Origin of the sequence: Staphylococcus sp. GDY8P85P (assembly GCF_017892405.1) — a bacterium.
GTDB lineage: Bacteria > Bacillota > Bacilli > Staphylococcales > Staphylococcaceae > Staphylococcus > Staphylococcus borealis.
On sequence record NZ_JAESLA010000001.1, the window covers coordinates 36,319 to 59,961 of the forward strand.

Sequence of the window (23,643 nt, forward strand, 5' to 3'; positions counted from 1 at the left end):
CAAGTCGAATAATTAAAGGGGAATACGATCAATGGAACTAAGATTTGACCATATTATTCATTATGTTGATAACCTTAAGAACTTTAAGTACCCAGGGGAAATCTTAAAAATTAGCTCGGGTGGTAAACATCATAAATTTGGAACATTTAATCGTTTATCTTATATAAATGAAAATTATATTGAATTAATAGATGTAGAAGACAAAGAGAAACTAACTAAAGAGTCAAAAACAGAAGAGGGTCGCGTTGCATTTGCGACTAAAATTGTTCAAGACCACTTCCAACAAGGTTTTAAGACAATTGCTTTAAGAACCTCAAATATAGAACAATTGAAGCAAACATTAGAAGGTCGTGGTATTGAAACAATTGGACCTATAGATATGCATAGAGAGAATAAAAAAGGTGACAAAGTAAGATGGAAACTACTGTACATTGCAGATCCTGATTACATGGTAAAACCGCCATTCTTTATTGAATGGGCAGAAAAAGAAGTTAAACACAATCAGAAATTAGAACCGCTTTTTCAAAAACAATTCAAAATCGACAAAATTATTATAGATAGTGAAAAGCGTGCAAAAACACTTTCAAAATGGCAAAAATGGTTTGATATGACCATTCTTGAAGAAGACGATCATTACACGGATGTACAATTAACGACAGATCACATTATATACCGTATACAAGATGCGAAAACGTCGGGGTATAATACAGTCGTATTTAAAGATAGCGAAACGACTGCACCGTACTCAATTATTACAAAAGGTGCTAAATATCGCTTTGAACCAGAAGATTAATATAGGTAAATATAAGTACTATGCGCAATCAATACGATGTGCACGATTGTAAGTATTAAAGAGAGTATACTGAGGTATACAGTTATTTTTGACGTTTGTAATAATAAGAAAAAGATAGTGAGTACGAACGACAATCCAACGAACATTACTCTTAAACTAAAATATGAAATAGTTAAAGGTTGAGTCATCGTAACAACAATAGCTATGAAGTTTAAAATAATAAATAGTATTAATATTAAATTTCGCATAATAACCCTCTTTTTAAGAAAAATTAGTATTTTAAGTCTATACAGTATATCAAAAATTTAAATTCATGAAATAATATTTGAATCGGACGGCGAGTTTGTCGACACTCAAATCATGACATTGTATAATTATAATTAATGTAAAGAAAAAGGAGTTTTTATAGCATGGAAAAGATGAATATCACTAACCAAGAGCATGATGCGTTTGTGAAAGCTCATCCTAATGGCGATTTGCTGCAACTAACGAAATGGGCAGAAACAAAACGACTAACAGGATGGTATTCAAAACGTGTGGCAGTGGGCGAAGATGGTGAAATTAAAGGTGTAGGTCAATTACTATTTAAGAAGATACCTAAACTACCATTCACGCTATGTTATGTTTCTCGTGGATTCGTAACAGATTATAGTGATAAAGCTGCCTTGGAACAGTTATTAGCCGAAACTAAAAAAGTAGCTAAAGCAGAAAAAGCCTATGCTATTAAAATTGATCCAGATGTTGAAGTCGATAAAGGTATAGATGCACTTAAAAATTTAAATGCATTAGGATTTAAACATAAAGGGTTTAAAGAAGGTTTATCTAAAGACTACATTCAACCACGAATGACAATGATTACGCCAATCGATAAAACAGATGAAGAAATAATCCAAAGTTTTGATCGACGAAATCGTTCAAAAGTACGTCTTGCTTTAAAACGAGGTACGAAAGTAGAACGTTCAAATCGTGAAGGACTTAAAACTTTTGCGGAATTAATGAAGGTAACAGGAGAACGTGATGGCTTTTTAACAAGAGATATAAGTTATTTCCAAAATATTTATGACTCTCTGCATGAAGATGGAGATGCTGAATTATTCCTTGTTAAGTTGGAACCAAAGCCTGTCTTAGAGGACATTCATAAAGAACTTCAAGAACTGGACAACGAAAAAGCACAATTACAAGACAAATATGAAAGAAAGCAAGATAAAAAGACGCAGAATAAACTCAATGATGTCGAAGCTAAAATTCAGAAGGCATTAGAAAGAAAAGAAGACATGAATGGTTTATTAGCAAAACATCCTGAAGGTGTTTATTTATCAGGTGCTTTATTGATGTTTGCTGGCTCAAAATCATATTATTTATATGGTGCGTCATCAAATGATTATCGAGACGTCTTACCGAACCACCATATGCAATTTGAAATGATGAAATTTGCACGTGCACATGGTGCGACAACTTATGACTTTGGAGGAACGGATAATAACCCAGATAAAGATTCTGAACATTATGGTCTTTGGGCGTTTAAACGTGTATGGGGTACGTATCTAAGTGAAAAAATAGGTGAATTTGATTATGTATTAAATCAACCACTTTATCAATTAATTGAACAAGTTAAACCACGTTTAACTAAAGCTAAAATTAAAATTTCTCGTAAATTAAAAGGTAAATAGTTTATTTATTATTAGAATTTAATCTGAACGATAACACAACTAACATTGTGACGTTCAGATTTTTTTAGGATAATAGGGATGGCTAAAATGGATGATTTTTTAAGATATAAGAATGGGGGAAAACCATAAGTGATTAAGAAAATGCTAACGTTCTCGTTAGGAAATAAATTTGCAATATTCTTGATGGTTGTATTAGTTATTCTAGGAGGTGTATATGCTAGTGCTAAATTAAAACTCGAGTTACTGCCAGATGTTGAAAATCCAGTCATATCTGTACAAACTACAATGCCGGGTGCGACACCTCAAACAACCCAAGATGAGATCAGTTCCAAAATTGATGACCAAGTGCGCTCACTCGCATATGTAAAAAGTGTGAAAACACAGTCAATACAAAATGCCTCTATAGTAACCGTTGAATATGACAATGATACGGATATGGATAAAGCTGAAGAAGTCTTAAAGAAAGAAATAGATAAGTTAGACTTCAAAGACGGTGTAAGTGAACCAGAATTAACACGAAATTCTATGGATGCATTCCCAATCGTAGCGTATTCATTTACCAATAAAAATAATGACCTCAAAGCGACGACAAAAGAAATCAATACACAACTTATCCCTAAATTACAAACCGTTGATGGCGTACAAAATGCGCAACTTAATGGTCAAACTACAAGACAAGTAACATTAAAATTTAAACAAAATAAACTAGATGAAGCTGGATTAACAGCTGATGACGTAGAGAATTACATTAAAACAGCAACACGTGAAACACCTCTAGGATTATTTCAATTTGGTAAAAATGAAAAATCAATCGTCGTTGATGGTCAATTCAAATCCGTCAATGCCCTTAAAAACTTAAAAATCCCATTAACAATAAGCGGTCAAAGCCAGGCAAGTAGTAGTGATGACCAATCCGGTAATGAGATGCGTAGTACTGGAGATAGCGCATCATCGTCAAGCGCTCAATCTCAAATGAACAATCAATCTCAAGCGTCTAGTGGTGAAATGCCAAGCGTACCGTTAAGTGACTTAGCAAATATTACTGTTGGAGATGAACGTGAATCAATTTCTAAGACGAACGGGAAAGATGCGGTCAATGTCCAAATTATGAAAGCACAAGATGCTAATACGGTTCAAGTTGCTAAAGATGCACAAAAGAAAATTGATGACTTTGTGAAAAACAATGATGACATTAAAGCGACTAAGACTATGGATACTGCTAAGCCAATCGAAGATTCACTTTATACTATGGTTGAAAAAGCAGCATTAGGAACTATTGTTGCAATTATTGTTATCTTATTATTCTTGAGAAATATTAGAACAACGGCTATATCAATAGTTTCTATTCCGCTTTCTATTTTAATCGCACTCATTGCATTAAAATTAAGCGATGTATCTTTAAATATTTTGACGCTAGGCGCATTAACAATCGCAATTGGTCGTGTGATAGATGACTCAATCGTTGTTGTTGAAAATATTTATCGACGATTATCAGATCCAAAAGAAGCATTGTCTGGAGACAATTTAGTAATCAGTGCAACGAGAGAAGTTTTTAAACCTATTTTATCTTCTACAATCGTTACGATAATCGTATTCTTACCACTTGCATTTGTATCAGGCTCAGTAGGTGAAATGTTTAGACCTTTCGCTTTAGCAATCGCCTTTAGTTTGTTAGCATCATTACTTGTATCTATTACTGTGGTACCTGCATTAGCTTCTACATTTTTCAAAAAAGGAATTAAGTTAAAGGCGCATTCGAGTAGTCAAAATGAAGAAAATCGTGGCGTCATAAGTAAGGGCTACCGTAAAATCCTTGGCTGGTCTTTAAATCATAAGTGGATTGTTTTAATTATTAGTGTCGTTATCCTAATTGGAAGCATTGCACTAGGTGGCTCAAAATTAGGTACAAGCTATATTTCGACTGGTGATGATAAATTCCTAGCTGTAACTTACACACCTAAACCTGGTGAAACTGAAAAAGCTGTGCTAAATCATGCAAAACAAGCGCAAGCCTATTTGCAATCGAAAGATAAAGTGAAAACTGTGCAATATTCTGTGGGAGGACCTTCACCTGCAGACCCAACTGGTAGCACGAATAGTATGGCGATTATGGTTGAATATGATAAAGACACACCTAACTTTGAAGAAGAACCTGATAAAGTGATTTCACATTTATCTAAGATGAATCAACCTGGTGAATGGAAAAATCAAGACATGGGTACTGGTTCTGGAAATGATTCGGTTGAAGTCACTGTAAAAGGACCTTCAACGAATGCAATCAAAGATACCGTTGCCAAAGTAGAGAAAGAAATGAAATCTGTTAGCGGTATAACTAATGTAAAATCAGATTTATCGCAAACGTATGATCAATATGAAATTAAAGTTGATCAAAATAAAGCAACTGAAAAAGGTATCTCAGCTGGTCAACTAGCATTGAATTTAAATGAGAATTTACCAGAAAAAACGATTACCACTGTTAAAGAAAATGGTAATAAAGTAGACGTCAAAGTTAAACAAAACAAACAGACAGATTGGTCTAAAGATAAATTGAATAATATGGAATTAAAATCACCAACTGGTGAAACAGTTCAACTGAAAGAAATCGCGAACCTTGAGCGTACAACAACACCAAGTAAACTCGTTCAAGAAGACGGAGATTATGCAACAACAGTATCTGGTAAAATCACAGATTCTGACGTTGGTGGCGTTTCAAGTAAAGTCATGAATAAAATTAATAATATAGACAAACCAGATAACGTTAAAATCAACGTTGGTGGTGCAACAGATGATATTAATCAAGCAATAAGTCAATTGGCATTTGCGATGCTAGTAGCTATCGTAATTGTTTATCTCGTATTAGTTATCACATTTAAAGGTGGCTTAGCGCCATTCACAATACTGTTCTCACTACCATTTACAGTTATCGGTGTCGTATTAGCATTACTCATTACGGGTGAAACTATTTCGGTGCCAAGTTTAATAGGTATGTTAATGTTAATAGGTATCGTTGTAACCAATGCCATTGTGTTAATAGATCGTGTGATTACAAATGAGCAAGAAGGTATGTCTATGAAAGAAGCATTGCTAGAAGCGGGAAGTACGCGTATTAGACCAATTCTGATGACAGCCATTGCCACTATTGGCGCATTGTTACCACTATTATTTGGTCAAGACAGCTCAATATTAATATCAAAAGGTATGGCAGCAACTGTCATTGGAGGATTAATTTCGTCTACACTGCTTACTTTAATTGTAGTACCTGTCATCTATGAAATCCTCTTCACTTTAAAAAATAAAATAACACGTAAATAAAACATATAGCCAACTACTGCTAATATGTAAAAAGAAGCCTAAGACATTGATTGATGCCTTAGGCTTCTTTTAATCTTATAAAGAATGGTTTAGTACATTACAAAAATTAAAATGATATAAATTACAAATAAAATAACTGATAGGATATTCAGAATTGAAACAGCTTTAGCATCATGTTTTAAAGCTTTGAATGCAGTTACTTCAACATTACCGACAAGTAGGGCTAATACAACAAAGACCCACCAGTTTTCAGCTGGAAATTGTAGTGTTGTTAAGGCTAATACAAATAGTAATAACACACCCATGATAATGCGTAAAATACGAATAAATATAGAATGCATTTTGAAAATACTTATATAACTAACAATGAGATATAAAACGGGTAATAATAATAAGTAGAGTTTCACCTGTTGTCTTCCTTTCTAATTACAACTTATATTATTTGTCTGAAAATAATATACAATTTATTACAAATTGGCAATTACTTAATGGATTGGAAAGGTGCCCAAGTATGACTATTCTTAGTTTAGATGATTACTACAGAAAGCGCTAGGGCAACAAATTAATCCTAAATTGGTCTAAATCAAGACAATCGTTATTTCTGACGTAATTTAGCACGTATGTCAGCAATTTGTAATTCGATGTCTTCTAATTGCTTAACGAGAGGATCTATCGTTTGATTTAGAGATTCTCGCTTTTCGAGGTCATTTTGTAATCGAACATAATCATATTTTAATTCATCTAATTGTGATTCTAAATCCATTAGTCTTAAACCCCTTTAACATCAAAATTTAATAATCACATTGAATTATAGCATGAAACAAGACACTTCTAAAAATGATGTAAATTATGTTAAAGTATTTAACTGTAATAAAATGTTTTAGTAGAAGGAAGGAACTACCGTGACAGAGCAGTTTATAATGATCATTCTTTTAATCGCGCTAGGATATCTATTGAAACGTATAAACTTTTTGAAAGCAGCAGATAGTCAAGTGTTATCAACGCTAGTACTTAATGTCACACTACCTTCTTTAGTTATTGTTAATCTTAACAGTGCATCATTAGATTTTTCATTTTCAATATTACCTATCATGATGATTGCATATGGTGTGCTTGCTAAGATAACTGTTTTATGGCTATTTAACAGACATAATAACCATATTAAAGGTACAGTAGGGATGATGACTGCATCACTTAACATTGGATTATTTGCTTATCCGCTAGTTGATACAATTTGGCCAAAGAACGGTATGATTTATTTTGGTATGGCTGATATTGGTGGCGCAATTATTATGTTTGGCGTAACTTATTTTGTTGGTAGCTATTTTAGTCAAGGCGGAGATCAGTTCGATTTTAAATATCTAGGTAAGAAACTTATTACATCCGTTCCGCTTGTCACATATATCATTATGTTTACTTTGAATATGCTAAATATTCATTTACCAAAGGTGTCAATTGATTTTTTCACAATTATCTCTAAAGCGAACATGCCACTTTCAATGATTTTATTAGGTGTTATGCTTAACTTCAAGATAGAACGCCATTTCTTACCCATTGCGATTAAATATTTATTAGCACATTATGGTTTAGGCTTAATAGCCGGACTACTCGTTCATTTCTTATTACCTGTTTCAGATGAAATGATTAAGACGACATTGCTTATTGCTTGGCTACTACCTGTAGGTGTAGCGATTATTCCATATTCTATTCAATTTAAATATAAAACGTTACCTTTAGTCGGTATGGTAACGAATATTTCAATCGTTATAAGTATTATCATTCTTTATATTTATCAGGCACTATTTGTATAATAAAGTAATATAAATATGAAAAAAGCAAGCAATTCTTTTTTAGAATTGCTTGCTTTTTATGATTAGCACATAAAACTTAACCTTTACCACCCATGAAGGCAGGGTAGTTCGTCATACCACCATCAACGTAAATTGTAGTTCCATGTATATATTTAGCTAAATCTGAAGCTAAGAATAAAGCAACATTAGCAACATCTTGTGCTTCACCTATTTCTTTAGCTGGAATCATTTCCAATGTTTCTGCGCGTGTATCTGGATCAGAAAATTTTTCCTTAGTATGTTCAGTAACGATTGCACCTGGAGAAATATTATTGATACGAATACCGTGTTGTGCATATTCCATCGACATTGTTTCCATCATTAATTTCAAACCGCCTTTACTAGCAGCATAGTTAACATAGTTAGGCCAAGGTATAGTATCGTGTACACTTGATGTATTGATGATAATACCTTTTTTATCTTCTTTTAAGAACTGATTAACAGCTTCTCTAGATCCTATAAAGGCCCCAGTCAAATTAATGTCTATCACTTTTTGCCATTCTTCAACAGACATTTTATGTGATGGAATTGGTTTTTCAAAGCCAGCATTATTAATCATAATGTCTAACGTACCAAATTCATTAACCGCAGCTTGTACTAATTGTTGTACATCTTCTTCAACGGCTACATCCGCTTGAACTGAAATGGCTTGTCCACCAGCATCATGAATGATATGTTTGACTGCTTCAATTTCGTCTAAATGACGATTTGAGCGATAATTTAAAACGACTTTTGCTTTTGCTTTACCAAAATTCTCAGCAAACGATTTACCAATGCCACTTCCGGCACCAGTTATAATAATAACTTTGCCTTCTAAATCTGAAAACAATCTGACTCCTCCTTAGAATTAATCAAACTATTTAAGATTTCCTAGTATAAATGCGGCAATGACAATTAGAACGATACCAGACCAAATACCAATCATTTGACGTTTGTCTTTTTTCTCGCCTAATAAGAAAATACCGCCTAATGTTGATACGATAACAAGTAATTGTGATAATGAGAAACTTGTTGCAACACCAACTTTAGGTTGTGAATAGAACATGAATAAGTTACCTACGGCCCATACAACACCAGGGATTAAGTTAAGCGCAGTAGATTTAATATTGGTTTCATGTTTCATTGATAGTAAGAAACCACCAATAGCCATACCAATTGATTGGAAGAATAATGCATCCGTACCACTGACACCAAAGATATCGGCAATTACGACATATCCAACATAACCCACTGTTGAAATGATAAGTATTAACATTGCTTTCTTAAATTCTGGATCATTGGATTGACCTTCATTCTTACCACGTAATGAGGTTAATGCGATACCTGTAACTAATAGAATCATTGCGATAATTCCTAACGTGACTTGAACACCGGTACTCCATTCACCAAGAAAAATAGCACTAAATAATGTCGTACCAACTAATTGCATACCAGTTGATATTGGCATTGTTTTAGACACACCGATTAAACTGATTGAACGTAATTGGTTACCTTGTCCAAATGCCCATAACGCACCTGAAATTAAGCCAACGATAATGACTGTTAAATTATCAAATTCTGCTTTACCAATTAAGAGTAATATGAAACCGACAATTAGTGCACCTAATGTCGTACCTCTAATTTGGTTGTAGGGACCGCCACCTACATAGACATTAATTAAAACAACACTCCCCCAAAATAGGGCTGGTAATAATGCGATAAGTATATCTATAAACTGCATTATACTGACACTCTCCTTATTTAATTACTTAAAAGTGCTTCCTTCCTATAACACTCGTGAACATTTTATCTGAAAAATATTCATTTTAAAATGTAAACGCTCAAATACAATCGTATTGAAAATAGAAAAGCATAGGAAAGGAACAGTGATTTCATTTAGAAGTTCGTTCTTTCCTATGCTTTCATATAAGCTTAATGATGTAATTGACTTGGATCAATTTTGTATTTAGTATATTCACTTTCAATTTCAAATCCTAATTCATTAAAACGTTCAACTAAGGCAGCATTTTTACTTCGTATTTTAAAATAAACTTTATTCACTGCATAGTGTTCAAAGGCATAATGTATTGCGTACGATAGTAAATCAAATGCGATCCCTTTTAGACGATAATCAGTATGTGAACTAAAATATCTTATTTCAGCTAGCGAAGATTGACTATCGATTTGTAAATAAAGATAACCTTTAAGTAAGCCTTCACTTACAAATAGGAATAAACGATTATATTCATCTAAAGTATTTACAATTTCTTTTGGTGTTAAAGCATTATGCCTAAATGTCTGCGCATGTAATTTACTAAAAGCACGTTGAAATCCCGGCTGATATTCAATGATGTTCATTTCAGCATCTGGTTCATTAAGTGATTGATAGACGTTTAAGTAATAATCCGTAAAGTTATAATTTGCATGAATCGTCTTCATTAAAGGTTTTGAATTTTGTGTGCAATCATTATAAGAGAAGTTAAATGTTGCATTAGCAGATTGTTCATCTCTTAATGCTGAAAATAAAGAAATAAAATGTGCCTCTGTAAAATCAAAATCTGTTTTAACGAATGGTCCAATAACTTTGTACTTATCTTCTTCATATAATATTCCAGTGATGAGTGCGACAATTGAGTCATCTTCTATTAAACAGAAAACACCTGTCGTATTGATAGATGCATTGAGCAACTGTTCTACATCATCATTAGACGAATGAAGTTTATATATATAAGACGCAATTTTGTCTGATGATGAATTAATAAAAGATATGATTTGGTTCAGGTTGCTTACTTTAATAATGTCCATAGCGTACCTCCATTTCAATATCAATTTGTTAAATTAATTATAAATTTATTTATTAGTAATTGAAAGTTTGGACTATTGTCTATCGTGTTACAATTGTATTATTATCAAAAACATTAACTGAGAGATCTTTTATCGAAAGGAAAGTTCTATGAAATCATTAATTTTAGCTGAGAAGCCATCCGTAGCTAGAGATATTGCTGAAGCTATGAATATAAAAGGGAAACGCAATGGTTATATTGAAAATGAGCGTTATATTGTTACATGGGCGTTAGGACATTTAGTTACTAACGCGCAACCTGAACATTATGATAAAGCATTTAAAGAATGGAAACTTGAAGATTTACCTATTATTCCTAAACAAATGCATACGGTCGTCATTGGTAAGACGAGTAAACAATTTAAAACTGTGAAATCACTTATATTAGATAAGAATGTTAAAGATATTGTCATCGCAACTGATGCTGGAAGAGAAGGGGAACTTGTAGCACGTCTCATATTAGATAAAGTGCATAATAAAAAGCCAATTAAACGTTTGTGGATTAGTTCTGTAACTAAGAAAGCAATACGTGATGGTTTTAAAAATTTGAAAGATGGTCGACAATTCCAACATCTTTATGAAGCAGCATTAGCTAGAAGTGAAGCGGATTGGATTGTAGGTATCAATGCTACACGTGCGCTTACAACAAAATATGATGCGCAATTATCATTAGGTCGCGTTCAAACGCCAACGATACAATTGGTCAATGCTAGACAACAAGCAATTAATCATTTTAAGCCCAAGAAATATTATACGTTGTCTAGTGAAATAGCTGGATTAATCTTCCAATTAGCAACGGATCGTCACCATATGACTAAAGAAGATGTCATGCAAATTGCAAATGAAGTCAAACATGCTGAAGGTAGCGTTGACAGCGTTGATAAGAAACTCAAAAAAAGTTATCCAAAACCACTTTATAATTTAACGGATTTGCAACAAGAAGCATATCAACGATACAAAATGGGACCTAAAGAAACACTTAATACCATTCAAAATTTATATGAGCGTCATAAAGTACTCACATATCCACGTACAGATTCTAATTATTTAACTGATGATATGGTTGATACGATTAAAGAACGATTACAAGCATTACTAGCTACTGATTATAAAGCACAAGTAAGGCCCCTAATAGGACAATCATACTCACGTAAAATGCGTATTTTTAATAATCAAAAAGTGTCAGATCATCACGCGATTATTCCAACTGAAGTACGTCCTGATATGGAACGTTTAAGCAATAGAGAAAGCAAGATATATATGATGGTGGCTGAAAGATTCTTGGAATCGTTAATGTCGCCACATGAATATGAAGCAATTAAAGTAAATGTTAGCGTTGGTAAACATACATTTGTTTTAAATGAAAAGATTACCCGTCAATTAGGCTATAAAGCACTTAAAATGAGTAATAATGATGTGGTTAAGGGTGCTTCTTTTAAAAAGGGTGAAAGTTATTATCTAAACAATATCAAGGTTAATGAACATGAAACAACGCCTCCAGAATACTTTAATGAAGGTTCACTGTTAAAAGCGATGGAGAATCCGCAAAACTATATTCAACTTAAAGAAAAGAAACACGCTAATACATTGAAGCAAACTGGTGGGATTGGCACAGTTGCGACGCGTGCTGATATCATTGAGAAGCTTTTTAATATCAATGCCATTGAATCTAGAGATGGCAAGATTAAAGTTACACCTAAAGGAAAACAAATTCTAGAGCTTGCGCCACAAGAATTAACATCTCCATTGTTGACGGCTGAGTGGGAAGAGAAGTTAATGCAAATTGAAAAAGGTAAGTACAATTCACGACGCTTTATTGATGAAATGAAGTCATTTACGCAAGCTATTGTAAATAATATTAAAAACAGTGAGCGAAAATACAAGCATGACAATTTAACGACAACAGAATGTCCTACCTGTGGGAAGTTTATGATTAAAGTTAAAACTAAAAATGGACAAATGTTAGTGTGCCAAGATCCTGCTTGCAAAACTAAAAAGAACGTACAGCGTAAAACCAATGCACGTTGTCCAAATTGTAAAAAGAAAATGACATTATTTGGTAGGGGAAAGGAAGCAGTATATCGATGTGTTTGTGGTCATACAGAAACGCAAGAACAAATGGATAAAAGGTTCAAAAATAAAACGAGTGGCAAAGTATCTAAAAAAGAAATGAAAAAATATATGAATAAAGAGGAGTCACTTGAGAATAACCCGTTTAAAGATGCACTGAAAAATCTAAAATTATAGTTTAAAATCGAACTTAATTAAGTTAAATATCGAAAAAGTTCGTTTTTAGTATTGTGTTTTTCGACAAGTAATATTAAAATATTAAAGTATTTCAATTAAAGGAGTTTAAAGCCGTGAAAAAATACTTTCAATTCGACGAGTATGATACTAACTATAAGAAAGAGATCATCGGTGGTATCACAACTTTCTTATCAATGGCATACATTTTAGCTGTAAATCCTCAAGTATTAAGTTTAGCAGGTGTTAAAGGCGTATCAGGCGACATGAAAATGGATCAAGGCGCTATTTTTGTAGCAACAGCTTTAGCAGCATTTGTGGGTTCTTTATTTATGGGACTGATTGCGAAATATCCGATCGCACTTGCACCAGGTATGGGACTTAATGCATTCTTCGCATTTACGGTAGTATTAACGATGGGTATTCCTTGGCAAATAGGTTTAACAGGGGTATTATTCTCGGGAATATTCTTTGCAATTCTAACTGCAACCGGTCTTCGAGAGATAATTATTAATGCTATTCCGTATCAAATGAAAATGGCAGTATCTGCTGGGATTGGATTATTTATTACTTTTGTAGGTTTACAAAGTGCTGGTATCATTGTAAAAAATGATTCTACATTAGTTACATTAGGACATTTAACTAAAGGTCCTGTTTTATTGGCAATCTTTGGTATCGCGATAACAATTATTTTATACGCTAGAAAAGTACCAGGCTCAATTTTTATTGGTATGATTATAACTGCTATCGTTGGAATGATAACAGGACTAATACATACACCATCAGGCATAGTAGGTAAAATACCTAGCATTACACCAACATTTGGTGCAGCCTTTGAAGCATTTAAAGATCCAGGCCAATTATTTACGATTCAATTTTTAATTGTTATTTTAACATTCTTCTTTATAGACTTTTTCGATACTGCAGGAACATTGGTGGCTGTAGCAACTCAAGCGGGTATTATGAAGGAAAACAAATTACCTAGAGCAGGTAGAGCGTTATTTGCCGATTCACTCGCAACTATTGTGGGCGCGATCTTTGGTACAACAACTACAACGTCTTACATCGAATCAACGTCAGGTGTAGCGGTTGGAGCAAGAACAGGGTTTGCAAGTATAGTAACTGGATTCTGTTTCTTGTTAGCATTATTCTTCAGTCCGTTAATTGAAATTGTTACAAGTGCAGTAACAACACCTGCATTAGTAGTGGTTGGTATTTTAATGGCTGCGAATTTTGCAGAAATTAACTGGAAGAAATTTGAAGTCGCAGTGCCAGCATTTATAACAATTATTATGATGCCACTATCATATTCAATTGCAACTGGTATTGCTTGTGGATTCATATTCTATCCAATTACAATGATCATTACAAAAAAACATAAAGAAGTACATCCAATTATGTATTTCTTAATGGTACTATTCATTCTATACTTCATCTTTGTACACGGCTAAATCGTCATAAAGGGCTGTAACAAAATAATAAGATAATGCTACTTTGCAAATTAATAGTAGTTGACTGAACTGAAAAGCGCTTAAATTAAGCTTTTTCAGTTCTAGTCATCCTTGCGGGCGGGGGCCCAGCAAAGAGAAACTCATTATTTAATTCTACAAGTTAAGCAAGCTAGGGGCGGACGATGAAATTAAAAGAATCCATCCCACTCCTTTCCTACGATTAGTCAAGCAGTTACAAATAAAATAAGCATTACTTAACTAAACCGTTCAATTTTAATTTTTTTGAATAAGATGTCAAATTGTAGTTGGTTGTACGTTTTGCTAATGTGGGGACATTTAATAATCGTACGATCTTTGATTCATTACCAGATAATGAATCGTTTTTAATAGTCGATTTATACAAGCGATGACGGCAGTCTTTTGAGATTACTCATTAGGCTGCTTTTTTAGTTTATAATAATAGTCGACGACATGATTATCGTAGTTACGTTAACTCTAAATAATACTCATCACTATCCAAAATAATAATTGTCTAGCTTTTTTACTTCCCGTTTATTAATTGTATCCCTATAGTGAGTGTTACTAGATTGATATCGTTTGATATCCATGCCTATATAAAAATAGCTGTGAAGAAATCTACCGTCATAGATCTCTTCACAGCTAATCTAAGATTGTTTTAAATTACCATTTTTTGGATTGATCATCTTTATATTGTGTGTAAACGACTTTAGCATCTTTATTACGAACGTAATTAGGTGCGTTTAAAACAACGAAAATAAAGAAAACCATTAGGAAGAATAGAATCCAATGGACAAACATACCAATAATAGGAATAAATGCGATAAAAGAACCAACAATACCTATAATAGGAATGATAGACATTGGCTTAATAGCATTTTGAGTATCTATTAATAGAATAAGAGCTACTATAAGATATAAAAAGGCATTGACTAATAAGGGTTGCCAACCGAAGCCTAAGATAAAGCTTCCGCCTAGAAATGGTATACCATAGAAAAATTCACAAATTAATAAGACGACGCTAATAATTGCAAGCGCAGTTTTAGTACCTTTCTTCAAAACATTCACCTCCGGATGTAAATAAAAGAAACAAATTCAAATTTCTACTATTAAATAGAAGAAATCAAAATTCATAACAACAATTACCTATATTATAAAGTAAAAACAAAAAAAGGGAAAAAATTTACCTAAAATGGTTGATGTCCTCATCTATTTAAAGTACAATACTTAGGTATGTGTTAGACAAAGTACAAAAAGTTATAGAAAAGCCTTGATTTATCAATGTTTTTCCTGTAACATATCTAATGTTGGACTTGATGAAAGCGATGAAGCGAAAGGTTACTGACACACCCGGCCGCTTTGCCATGGCGTTGTGTGAGATAGTTTTCGTGGAGAAGTCTATCACTTAAATGTAGACGAATAAGGAGGGAAAATTATGGCAAAACAAAAAATCAGAATCAGATTAAAAGCTTACGATCACCGTGTGATTGATCAATCAGCAGAGAAAATTGTTGAAACTGCAAAACGTTCTGGTGCAGAAGTTTCTGGACCGATTCCGTTACCAACTGAAAAATCAGTTTACACAATTATCCGTGCGGTGCATAAGGACAAAGATTCACGTGAACAATTCGAACAACGTACACATAAACGTTTAATCGATATTGTTAACCCAACACCAAAAACAGTTGATGCCCTAATGGGATTAAACTTACCATCTGGTGTAGACATCGAAATTAAATTATAATAGAAAATTTTAGGAGGTGGACTTTCGATGACCAAAGGAATCTTAGGAAGAAAAATTGGGATGACACAAGTATTCGGAGAAAACGGTGAATTAATCCCAGTAACAGTAGTAGAAGCAAGTCAAAACGTAGTATTACAAAAGAAAACTGAAGAAGTAGATGGCTACAATGCTATCCAAGTAGGTTTTGAAGACAAAAAAGCATATAAAAAAGATGCTAAATCAAATAAATATGCAAATAAACCAGCTGAAGGTCACGCTAAGAAAGCGGGCACAGCACCTAAGCGCTTCATTCGTGAATTCAGAAACGTTAATGTTGATGAATACGAAGTAGGTCAAGAAGTCACAGTAGATACTTTTGAAGCTGGAGACATTATTGATGTAACTGGAACTTCAAAAGGTAAAGGTTTCCAAGGTGCAATTAAACGTCATGGCCAAGCACGTGGACCAATGGCTCACGGTTCTCATTTCCACAGAGCACCAGGTTCAGTAGGTATGGCTTCAGATGCATCAAGAGTATTCAAAGGCCAAAAAATGCCTGGACGTATGGGTGGAAACACAGTTACTGTTCAAAACTTAGAAGTAGTTCAAGTTGATACAGATAACAACGTAATTTTAGTAAAAGGTAACGTACCTGGACCTAAAAAAGGTTTCTTAGAAATCCAAACTTCAATCAAAAAAGGTAATAAATAATAAGTAGCGAAAGGAGGAAAAGCATAATGGCTAATTATGATGTTTTAAAAGTAGACGGATCTAAATCAGGTTCTGTTGAATTAAGCGATTCAGTATTCGCTATTGAACCAAATAACAGTGTTCTTTTCGAAGCAATTAATTTACAACGTGCTTCATTACGACAAGGAACTCACGCAGTTAAAAATCGTTCTGCTGTACGTGGTGGCGGACGTAAACCATGGAGACAAAAAGGTACAGGACGTGCACGTCAAGGTACTATTCGTGCCCCACAATGGCGTGGTGGTGGTATCGTATTCGGTCCAACACCAAGAAGTTATGCATACAAAATGCCTAAGAAAATGCGTCGTTTAGCATTACGTTCTGCATTATCTTTCAAAGTGAAAGAAAACAACTTCACTATCGTTGATAATTTTGGTTTTGAAGCTCCAAAAACAAAAGAATTCAAAAACGTATTAACTACACTTGAACAACCTAAAAAAGTGTTAGTAGTTACTGATAGCGAAGATGTAAACGTTGAATTATCTGCACGTAACATCCCTGGCGTACAAGTTAGTACTGCTCAAGGATTAAACGTATTAGATATCACTAGCGCTGACAGTGTTATTATTACTGAATCAGCTGCGAAAAAAGTTGAGGAGGTGCTCGGATAATGGAAGCAAGAGATGTTCTTAAGCGCCCCGTAATCACTGAAAAATCTTCTGAAGCAATGGCTGAAGATAAATACACTTTTGACGTAGATACTCGTGCTAATAAAACACAAGTTAAAATTGCAGTTGAAGAAATTTTCGACGTTAAAGTTGCAAATGTAAACATCATCAACTACAAACCTAAGAAAAAACGTATGGGCCGTTACCAAGGCTATACAAACAAAAGAAGAAAAGCGATTGTTACTTTAAAAGAAGGTTCAATTGACTTATTCAACTAAACAATAAAATAAAAGTTACCATTAAGGAGGTAAGCGACAATGGCTCTTAAAAAATATAAGCCAATTACAAATGGTCGTCGTAATATGACTAGTTTAGATTTCGCTGAAATCACGAAATCAACTCCTGAAAAGTCATTATTACAACCGCTACCGAAAAAAGCGGGTCGTAACAACCAAGGTAAATTGACAGTTCGTCACCATGGTGGAGGACACAAACGTCAATACCGTGTTATCGATTTCAAACGTAACAAAGATGGAATCACTGCAAAAGTTGATTCAATCCAATATGATCCAAACCGTTCAGCTAACATTGCTTTATTAGTATATGCTGATGGTGAAAAACGTTATATTATTGCTCCAAAAGGATTACAAGTAGGCCAAGTAGTTGAAAGTGGTGCAGATGCTGACATTAAAGTTGGTAACGCATTACCTTTACAAAACATTCCTGTTGGTACTGTAATTCACAATATCGAATTAAAACCTGGTAAAGGTGGACAATTAGCTCGTTCAGCGGGTGCAAGTTCACAAGTACTTGGTAAAGAAGGTAAATACGTATTAATCAGATTACGTTCTGGTGAAGTTCGTATGATCTTATCAACTTGCCGTGCTACAATTGGACAAGTCGGTAACTTACAACATGAATTAGTTAATGTTGGTAAAGCTGGACGTTCTAGATGGAAAGGTATCCGTCCAACAGTTCGTGGTTCAGTAATGAACCCTAACGATCACCCACACGGTGGTGGTGAAGGTCGTGCTCCAATCGGTAGACCATCTCCAATGTCACCATGGGGTAAACCAACACTTGGTAAGAAAACTCGTCGTGGTAAAAAATCATCAGACAAACTTATCGTTCGTGGACGTAAGAAAAAATAATAACAACTTATTTGGGTGTGCGGCTTAATTGCTGCACGCACACAATAAGAAGGGAGGCGCCCAAATGGCTCGTAGTATTAAAAAAGGACCTTTCGTCGATGATCATTTAATGAAAAAAGTAGAAGCTCAAGACGGAAGTGAAAAGAAACAAGTAATCAAAACATGGTCTCGTCGTTCTACAATTTTCCCAAATTTCATCGGTCATACTTTTGCAGTATACGATGGTCGTAAACATGTACCTGTTTATGTAACTGAAGATATGGTAGGTCACAAATTAGGTGAATTTGCTCCAACTCGTACATTTAAAGGACATGCTGCAGACGATAAAAAAACTAGAAGATAATAAATAGAAGTAGAGGAGGAAATCCTAATGGAAGCAAAAGCGGTTGCTAGAACAATCAGAATCGCACCTCGTAAAGTAAGATTAGTTCTTGACTTAATTAGAGGTAAAAATGCTGGAGAAGCTATTGCTATTTTAAAATTAACTAACAAAGCTTCATCACCAGTAATTGAAAAAGTATTAATGTCCGCTTTAGCAAATGCTGAACATAACTATGACATGAACACTGATGAATTAGTAGTTAAAGAAGCATATGCAAATGAAGGACCAACTTTAAAACGTTTCCGTCCACGTGCACAAGGTCGTGCAAGTGCTATCAATAAACGTACAAGCCACATTACAATCGTCGTAAGTGACGGTAAAGAAGAAGCTAAAGAAGCTTAATAACTATTTAAGGAGGGAACACTGTGGGTCAAAAAATTAATCCTATCGGACTTCGTGTCGGTATCATCCGTGACTGGGAAGCAAAATGGTATGCTGAAAAAGATTTCGCTTCACTATTACACGAAGATTTAAGAATCCGTAAATTCATTGATAACGAATTAAAAGAAGCATCAGTTTCTCACGTTGAAATCGAACGTGCTGCTAACCGTATTAACATTGCCATTCACACTGGTAAACCAGGTATGGTAATTGGTAAAGGCGGATCAGAAATTGAAAAACTTCGTAATAAATTAAACAACTTAACTGATAAAAAAGTACACATCAACGTTATCGAAATCAAGAAAATTGATATCGATGCTCGTTTAGTTGCTGAGAATATTGCACGTCAATTAGAAAACCGTGCTTCATTCCGTCGTGTACAAAAACAAGCTATTTCAAGAGCTATGAAACTTGGTGCTAAAGGTATCAAAACTCAAGTATCAGGTCGTTTAGGCGGAGCTGACATTGCTCGTGCTGAACAATATTCAGAAGGAACTGTTCCACTTCATACTTTACGTGCTGACATCGATTATGCACATGCTGAAGCAGACACTACTTACGGTAAATTAGGTGTTAAAGTATGGATTTATCGTGGTGAAGTTCTTCCTACTAAGAATACTAGTGAAGGAGGAAAATAATAATGTTACTACCAAAACGTGTTAAATATCGTCGTCAACATCGTCCTAAAACAACTGGTCGTTCTAAAGGCGGTAACTATGTAACATTTGGTGAGTATGGATTACAAGCTACTACAACATCTTGGATCACTTCTCGTCAAATCGAATCTGCTCGTATTGCTATGACACGTTACATGAAACGTGGCGGGAAAGTTTGGATTAAAATCTTCCCTCATACACCATATACTAAAAAACCTTTAGAAGTACGTATGGGTGCTGGTAAAGGTGCCGTTGAAGGCTGGATCGCTGTTGTAAAACCAGGTAGAATTTTATTCGAGGTTGCAGGCGTATCAGAAGAAGTTGCTCGTGAAGCATTACGTTTAGCAAGTCACAAACTTCCAGTAAAAACTAAGTTTGTAAAACGTGAAGAATTGGGTGGTGAAACAAATGAAAGCTAAGGAAATTAGAGACTTAACCACTTCAGAAATCGAAGAACAAATCAAATCTTCAAAAGAAGAGCTTTTTAACCTACGCTTTCAGTTAGCTACAGGTCAATTAGAGGAAACTGCACGTATTCGTACAGTTAGAAAAACGATTGCACGTCTAAAAACTGTTGCTCGTGAAAGAGAAATCGAAGAAAGTAAAGCTAATCAATAAAACATTCGAAAGAGGAGGTTACAAAAGTGAGTGAAAGAAACGATCGTAAAGTTTATGTAGGTAAAGTTGTTTCAGATAAAATGGACAAAACTATCACTGTATTAGTTGAAACTTACAAAACACACAAATTATACGGTAAACGTGTAAAATACTCTAAAAAATACAAAACTCATGATGAAAACAATTCAGCTAAATTAGGAGACATTGTTAAAATTCAAGAAACTCGTCCTTTATCAGCATCAAAACGTTTTCGTTTAGTAGAAATTGTTGAAGAGTCAGTAATTATTTAATACAAGATTAGAGATAAGGGAGGTTTAACTAATGATCCAACAAGAAACTCGTTTAAAAGTAGCAGACAACTCTGGTGCTCGTGAAGTTCTTACAATTAAAGTATTAGGTGGATCTGGTCGCAAAACAGCGAACATCGGCGATGTTATCGTATGTACTGTTAAAAATGCAACACCAGGTGGCGTTGTTAAAAAAGGTGACGTAGTCAAAGCTGTTGTCGTTAGAACTAAATCAGGCGTTCGTCGTAATGATGGTTCTTATATCAAGTTTGATGAAAATGCATGTGTCATTATTCGTGATGACAAAGGCCCACGTGGTACTCGTATCTTTGGTCCTGTTGCTCGTGAATTACGTGAAGGCAACTTCATGAAAATCGTTTCATTAGCACCAGAAGTACTTTAATTTATAAAAACCAAATCATTTAAGGAGGTGCCCACATGCATATCAAAAAAGGTGACAACGTAAAAGTTATCGCAGGTAAAGACAAAGGTAAAGAAGGTAAAGTAATCGCTACTGAACCTAAAAAAGACCGTGTCGTTGTGGAAGGTGTTAACGTAATTAAAAAACACCAAAAACCAACTCAATTAAATCCTGAAGGTGGAATCTTAGAAACAGAGGCAGCAATCCATGTTTCTAACGTACAATTATTAGACCCTAAAACAAACGAACCTACACGTGTCGGTTACAAATTTGTTGATGGTAAAAAAGTTCGTATCGCTAAAAAATCTGGCGAAGAAATCAAATCTAATAATTAATAACTAGTTGAAAGGAGGATCCACTTTGAACCGTTTAAAAGAAAGATACAATACTGAAGTTACTGAAAACTTAGTTAAAAAATTCAACTATAGTTCTGTAATGGAAGTACCAAAAATCGAAAAAATCGTTGTAAATATGGGTGTAGGTGATGCAGTTCAAAACTCTAAAGTGTTAGATAACGCTGTAGAAGAATTAGAATTAATCACTGGTCAAAAACCATTAGTAACAAAAGCTAAAAAATCAGTTGCAACATTCCGTTTACGTGAAGGTATGCCAATCGGTGCGAAAGTTACACTTCGCGGAGAAAGAATGTATGAATTCTTAGATAAATTAATCGCAGTTTCATTACCTCGTGTACGTGACTTCCAAGGTGTTTCTAAAACAGCATTCGATGGTCGTGGTAACTACACATTAGGAATTAAAGAACAATTAATTTTCCCAGAAATCGACTATGATAAAGTAAGTAAAGTAAGAGGAATGGATATTGTTATCGTAACAACTGCTAACACTGACGAGGAAGCTCGTGAATTGTTAACAAACTTCGGTATGCCATTTCGTAAATAATCTCTAAAAAGGAGGCTAATTAAGTGGCTAAAACTTCTATGGTTGCTAAGCAACAGAAAAAACAAAAATATGCAGTACGTGAATATACTCGTTGTGAACGTTGTGGTCGTCCACATTCTGTATATCGTAAATTTAAATTATGCCGTATTTGTTTCCGTGAATTAGCTTACAAAGGGCAAATCCCTGGCGTACGTAAAGCTAGCTGGTAATATATAAGAGTCTGAAAGGAGGCAACAATCAATGACAATGACAGATCCAATCGCAGATATGCTTACTCGTGTAAGAAACGCAAACATGGTGCGTCACGAGAAATTAGAATTACCTGCGTCTAACATTAAAAAACAAATTGCTGAAATCTTAAAAAGTGAAGGTTTCATTAAAAACGTAGAATACGTTGAAGATGATAAACAAGGTGTTATTCGTTTATTCTTAAAATATGGTCAAAACAATGAACGTGTTATCACAGGATTAAAACGTATCTCTAAACCAGGTTTACGTGTTTATGCTAAAGCAAACGAAGTACCTAAAGTATTAAATGGTTTAGGTATTGCATTAGTTTCAACTTCTGAAGGTGTTATCACTGACAAAGAAGCAAGAAAACGTAACGTTGGCGGAGAAATTATCGCATACGTTTGGTAATAATAAATAAGGAGGTGCCATAACATGAGTCGTGTTGGTAAGAAAATTATTGACATCCCTAGCGACGTTACAGTAACTTTTGATGGTCATACTGCTACTGTAAAAGGTCCTAAAGGTGAATTAACTAGAACATTTAACGAAAGAATGACTTTCAAACAAGAAGAAAACACTATCGAAGTTGTAAGACCTACTGAGTCTAAAGAAGATAGAACAGTTCATGGTACAACTCGTGCTTTATTAAATAATATGGTACAAGGTGTTTCTCAAGGTTTCGAAAAAACACTTGAGCTTGTTGGTGTAGGTTACCGTGCTCAAATGCAAGGTAGTGACTTAGTATTAAACGTTGGTTACTCTCACCCTGTTGAAATTAAAGCTGAAGATGGCATTACTTTCGCAGTAGAGAAAAACACAACTGTTAGAGTATCTGGTGTATCTAAAGAACAAGTTGGTGCAATCGCATCTAACATCCGTTCAGTAAGACCTCCAGAACCTTACAAAGGAAAAGGTATCCGTTACCAAGGTGAATACGTTCGCCGTAAAGAAGGTAAAACAGGTAAATAATAGATAACTCTCTTAAGAAAGGAGTAATACAATGATCAGTAAAATTGATAAAAACAAAGTGCGTTTGAAAAGACATGCTCGTGTGCGTACTAAATTATCAGGTACAGCTGAAAAACCACGTTTAAATGTATATCGTTCAAACAAACACATTTATGCACAAATTATCGATGATGTTAAAGGCGTAACTTTAGCTCAAGCTTCATCAAAAGATAAAGATATCGCAAGCGAATCAGCTTCTAAAGTAGATTTATCTACAAAAGTAGGCGAAGCAATTGCTAAAAAAGCATCAGAAAAAGGCATTAAAGAAATCGTATTTGATCGTGGCGGTTATTTATACCATGGTCGTGTAAAAGCTTTAGCAGAAGCTGCTAGAGAAAGCGGATTAGAATTTTAATTTAAAGGAGGGA

At 34.3% G+C, this 23,643-nt stretch carries 30 protein-coding genes and 1 pseudogene; 24 read left to right on the forward strand and 7 right to left on the reverse strand.

What is annotated here, in order from left to right:
* Positions 1-31 precede the first annotated feature (31 nt).
* The 3 genes from KA828_RS00205 to KA828_RS00215 all read left to right on the forward strand — a co-directional run bounded on the left by KA828_RS00205 (position 32) and on the right by KA828_RS00215 (position 5,775).
* Complete coding sequence (locus tag KA828_RS00205; RefSeq protein WP_075108011.1) at positions 32-793, forward strand: VOC family protein; 762 nt, start codon at positions 32-34, stop codon at positions 791-793.
* Between the two features lie 410 nt (positions 794-1,203).
* Positions 1,204-2,463, forward strand: a complete 1,260-nt coding sequence (locus KA828_RS00210) for a lipid II:glycine glycyltransferase FemX (RefSeq protein WP_075108009.1) — start codon at positions 1,204-1,206, stop codon at positions 2,461-2,463.
* Between the two features lie 129 nt (positions 2,464-2,592).
* Positions 2,593-5,775: an efflux RND transporter permease subunit gene (locus KA828_RS00215; RefSeq protein ID WP_210125180.1), complete on the forward strand. Its 3,183-nt coding sequence runs from the start codon at positions 2,593-2,595 to the stop codon at positions 5,773-5,775.
* Positions 5,776-5,864: 89 nt separating this feature from the next.
* On the opposite strand, the gene mspA is transcribed toward KA828_RS00215, so the two are convergent.
* Positions 5,865-6,182, reverse strand: coding sequence for a membrane stabilizing protein MspA (mspA, locus tag KA828_RS00220; RefSeq protein ID WP_053028564.1), 318 nt, complete (start codon positions 6,180-6,182; stop codon positions 5,865-5,867).
* 188 nt (positions 6,183-6,370) lie between these two features.
* Positions 6,371-6,538 (reverse strand): SE1832 family protein, encoded by a 168-nt coding sequence (locus tag KA828_RS00225; RefSeq protein ID WP_178377470.1) that lies wholly within the window; start codon positions 6,536-6,538, stop codon positions 6,371-6,373.
* A gap of 139 nt (positions 6,539-6,677) precedes the next feature.
* On the opposite strand from KA828_RS00225, the gene KA828_RS00230 reads away from it, so the two are divergent.
* Positions 6,678-7,586, forward strand: coding sequence for an AEC family transporter (locus KA828_RS00230; RefSeq protein WP_193839064.1), 909 nt, complete (start codon positions 6,678-6,680; stop codon positions 7,584-7,586).
* 76 nt (positions 7,587-7,662) lie between these two features.
* On the opposite strand, the gene KA828_RS00235 is transcribed toward KA828_RS00230, so the two are convergent.
* The 3 genes from KA828_RS00235 to KA828_RS00245 form a co-directional block, all read right to left on the reverse strand.
* Positions 7,663-8,454: a glucose 1-dehydrogenase gene (locus KA828_RS00235; protein ID WP_210125181.1), complete on the reverse strand. Its 792-nt coding sequence runs from the start codon at positions 8,452-8,454 to the stop codon at positions 7,663-7,665.
* A 27-nt stretch (positions 8,455-8,481) separates the two neighbouring features.
* On the reverse strand, positions 8,482-9,345 hold the full coding sequence (locus tag KA828_RS00240) for a GRP family sugar transporter (RefSeq protein ID WP_053028561.1): 864 nt from the start codon (positions 9,343-9,345) through the stop codon (positions 8,482-8,484).
* A gap of 191 nt (positions 9,346-9,536) precedes the next feature.
* On the reverse strand, positions 9,537-10,409 hold the full coding sequence (locus tag KA828_RS00245) for a GNAT family N-acetyltransferase (RefSeq protein WP_075108006.1): 873 nt from the start codon (positions 10,407-10,409) through the stop codon (positions 9,537-9,539).
* Between the two features lie 148 nt (positions 10,410-10,557).
* Here KA828_RS00245 and KA828_RS00250 point away from each other — a divergent pair, with 148 nt between their 5' ends.
* Together KA828_RS00250 and KA828_RS00255 are read left to right on the forward strand one after the other, a co-directional pair.
* Complete coding sequence (locus KA828_RS00250; RefSeq protein ID WP_210125182.1) at positions 10,558-12,693, forward strand: DNA topoisomerase III; 2,136 nt, start codon at positions 10,558-10,560, stop codon at positions 12,691-12,693.
* A 113-nt stretch (positions 12,694-12,806) separates the two neighbouring features.
* Positions 12,807-14,141: an NCS2 family permease gene (locus KA828_RS00255; protein ID WP_053028558.1), complete on the forward strand. Its 1,335-nt coding sequence runs from the start codon at positions 12,807-12,809 to the stop codon at positions 14,139-14,141.
* Between the two features lie 336 nt (positions 14,142-14,477).
* On the opposite strand, the pseudogene KA828_RS00260 reads toward KA828_RS00255, so the two are convergent.
* Positions 14,478-14,758, reverse strand: a pseudogene (locus KA828_RS00260) (transposase); the annotation flags it as partial.
* A gap of 64 nt (positions 14,759-14,822) precedes the next feature.
* Entirely contained in the window at positions 14,823-15,218 is a 396-nt protein-coding gene (locus tag KA828_RS00265; protein ID WP_053028557.1) for a hypothetical protein, read from the reverse strand.
* A 376-nt stretch (positions 15,219-15,594) separates the two neighbouring features.
* Here KA828_RS00265 and rpsJ point away from each other — a divergent pair, with 376 nt between their 5' ends.
* The 18 genes from rpsJ to rplR all read left to right on the forward strand — a co-directional run bounded on the left by rpsJ (position 15,595) and on the right by rplR (position 23,630).
* Positions 15,595-15,903: a 30S ribosomal protein S10 gene (rpsJ, locus tag KA828_RS00270; RefSeq protein WP_033079618.1), complete on the forward strand. Its 309-nt coding sequence runs from the start codon at positions 15,595-15,597 to the stop codon at positions 15,901-15,903.
* Positions 15,904-15,930: 27 nt separating this feature from the next.
* Complete coding sequence (rplC, locus tag KA828_RS00275) at positions 15,931-16,593, forward strand: 50S ribosomal protein L3 (RefSeq protein WP_053028556.1); 663 nt, start codon at positions 15,931-15,933, stop codon at positions 16,591-16,593.
* Positions 16,594-16,619: 26 nt separating this feature from the next.
* Positions 16,620-17,243 (forward strand): 50S ribosomal protein L4, encoded by a 624-nt coding sequence (gene rplD, locus KA828_RS00280; RefSeq protein ID WP_011275126.1) that lies wholly within the window; start codon positions 16,620-16,622, stop codon positions 17,241-17,243.
* Complete coding sequence (rplW, locus tag KA828_RS00285) at positions 17,243-17,518, forward strand: 50S ribosomal protein L23 (RefSeq protein ID WP_011275127.1); 276 nt, start codon at positions 17,243-17,245, stop codon at positions 17,516-17,518. Before rplD ends, rplW begins: the two co-directional genes overlap by 1 nt.
* A 39-nt stretch (positions 17,519-17,557) precedes the next feature.
* Complete coding sequence (rplB, locus tag KA828_RS00290) at positions 17,558-18,391, forward strand: 50S ribosomal protein L2 (protein WP_011275128.1); 834 nt, start codon at positions 17,558-17,560, stop codon at positions 18,389-18,391.
* Between the two features lie 64 nt (positions 18,392-18,455).
* Entirely contained in the window at positions 18,456-18,734 is a 279-nt protein-coding gene (gene rpsS, locus KA828_RS00295) for a 30S ribosomal protein S19 (protein WP_001829710.1), read from the forward strand.
* 27 nt (positions 18,735-18,761) lie between these two features.
* The gene (rplV, locus tag KA828_RS00300) at positions 18,762-19,115 is read left to right on the forward strand and encodes a 50S ribosomal protein L22 (RefSeq protein ID WP_001829734.1); all 354 of its coding nucleotides are present in this window, start codon (positions 18,762-18,764) and stop codon (positions 19,113-19,115) included.
* Between the two features lie 23 nt (positions 19,116-19,138).
* A complete protein-coding gene (gene rpsC, locus KA828_RS00305; protein ID WP_011275129.1) occupies positions 19,139-19,792 on the forward strand; it encodes a 30S ribosomal protein S3 in 654 nt (217 codons plus the stop codon).
* Between the two features lie 2 nt (positions 19,793-19,794).
* Positions 19,795-20,229 carry a 50S ribosomal protein L16 gene (gene rplP, locus KA828_RS00310; RefSeq protein WP_002432945.1) on the forward strand — a complete coding sequence of 145 codons (435 nt, stop codon included), beginning with the start codon at positions 19,795-19,797 and terminating at the stop codon, positions 20,227-20,229.
* On the forward strand, positions 20,219-20,428 hold the full coding sequence (rpmC, locus tag KA828_RS00315) for a 50S ribosomal protein L29 (protein ID WP_011275130.1): 210 nt from the start codon (positions 20,219-20,221) through the stop codon (positions 20,426-20,428). Before rplP ends, rpmC begins: the two co-directional genes overlap by 11 nt.
* A gap of 26 nt (positions 20,429-20,454) precedes the next feature.
* On the forward strand, positions 20,455-20,718 hold the full coding sequence (gene rpsQ / locus KA828_RS00320; protein WP_011275131.1) for a 30S ribosomal protein S17: 264 nt from the start codon (positions 20,455-20,457) through the stop codon (positions 20,716-20,718).
* Positions 20,719-20,749: 31 nt separating this feature from the next.
* Positions 20,750-21,118 (forward strand): 50S ribosomal protein L14, encoded by a 369-nt coding sequence (rplN, locus tag KA828_RS00325; protein ID WP_002466492.1) that lies wholly within the window; start codon positions 20,750-20,752, stop codon positions 21,116-21,118.
* Positions 21,119-21,153: 35 nt separating this feature from the next.
* The gene (gene rplX, locus KA828_RS00330; protein ID WP_002448459.1) at positions 21,154-21,471 is read left to right on the forward strand and encodes a 50S ribosomal protein L24; all 318 of its coding nucleotides are present in this window, start codon (positions 21,154-21,156) and stop codon (positions 21,469-21,471) included.
* Between the two features lie 25 nt (positions 21,472-21,496).
* Positions 21,497-22,036, forward strand: a complete 540-nt coding sequence (gene rplE / locus KA828_RS00335) for a 50S ribosomal protein L5 (RefSeq protein WP_011275133.1) — start codon at positions 21,497-21,499, stop codon at positions 22,034-22,036.
* A gap of 23 nt (positions 22,037-22,059) precedes the next feature.
* Entirely contained in the window at positions 22,060-22,245 is a 186-nt protein-coding gene (locus KA828_RS00340) for a type Z 30S ribosomal protein S14 (RefSeq protein WP_001140799.1), read from the forward strand.
* 31 nt (positions 22,246-22,276) lie between these two features.
* Positions 22,277-22,675, forward strand: coding sequence for a 30S ribosomal protein S8 (gene rpsH, locus KA828_RS00345; RefSeq protein ID WP_011275134.1), 399 nt, complete (start codon positions 22,277-22,279; stop codon positions 22,673-22,675).
* A gap of 24 nt (positions 22,676-22,699) precedes the next feature.
* Positions 22,700-23,236: a 50S ribosomal protein L6 gene (gene rplF / locus KA828_RS00350; protein WP_011275135.1), complete on the forward strand. Its 537-nt coding sequence runs from the start codon at positions 22,700-22,702 to the stop codon at positions 23,234-23,236.
* 31 nt (positions 23,237-23,267) lie between these two features.
* The gene (rplR, locus tag KA828_RS00355) at positions 23,268-23,630 is read left to right on the forward strand and encodes a 50S ribosomal protein L18 (RefSeq protein WP_053028553.1); all 363 of its coding nucleotides are present in this window, start codon (positions 23,268-23,270) and stop codon (positions 23,628-23,630) included.
* Positions 23,631-23,643 lie beyond the last annotated feature (13 nt).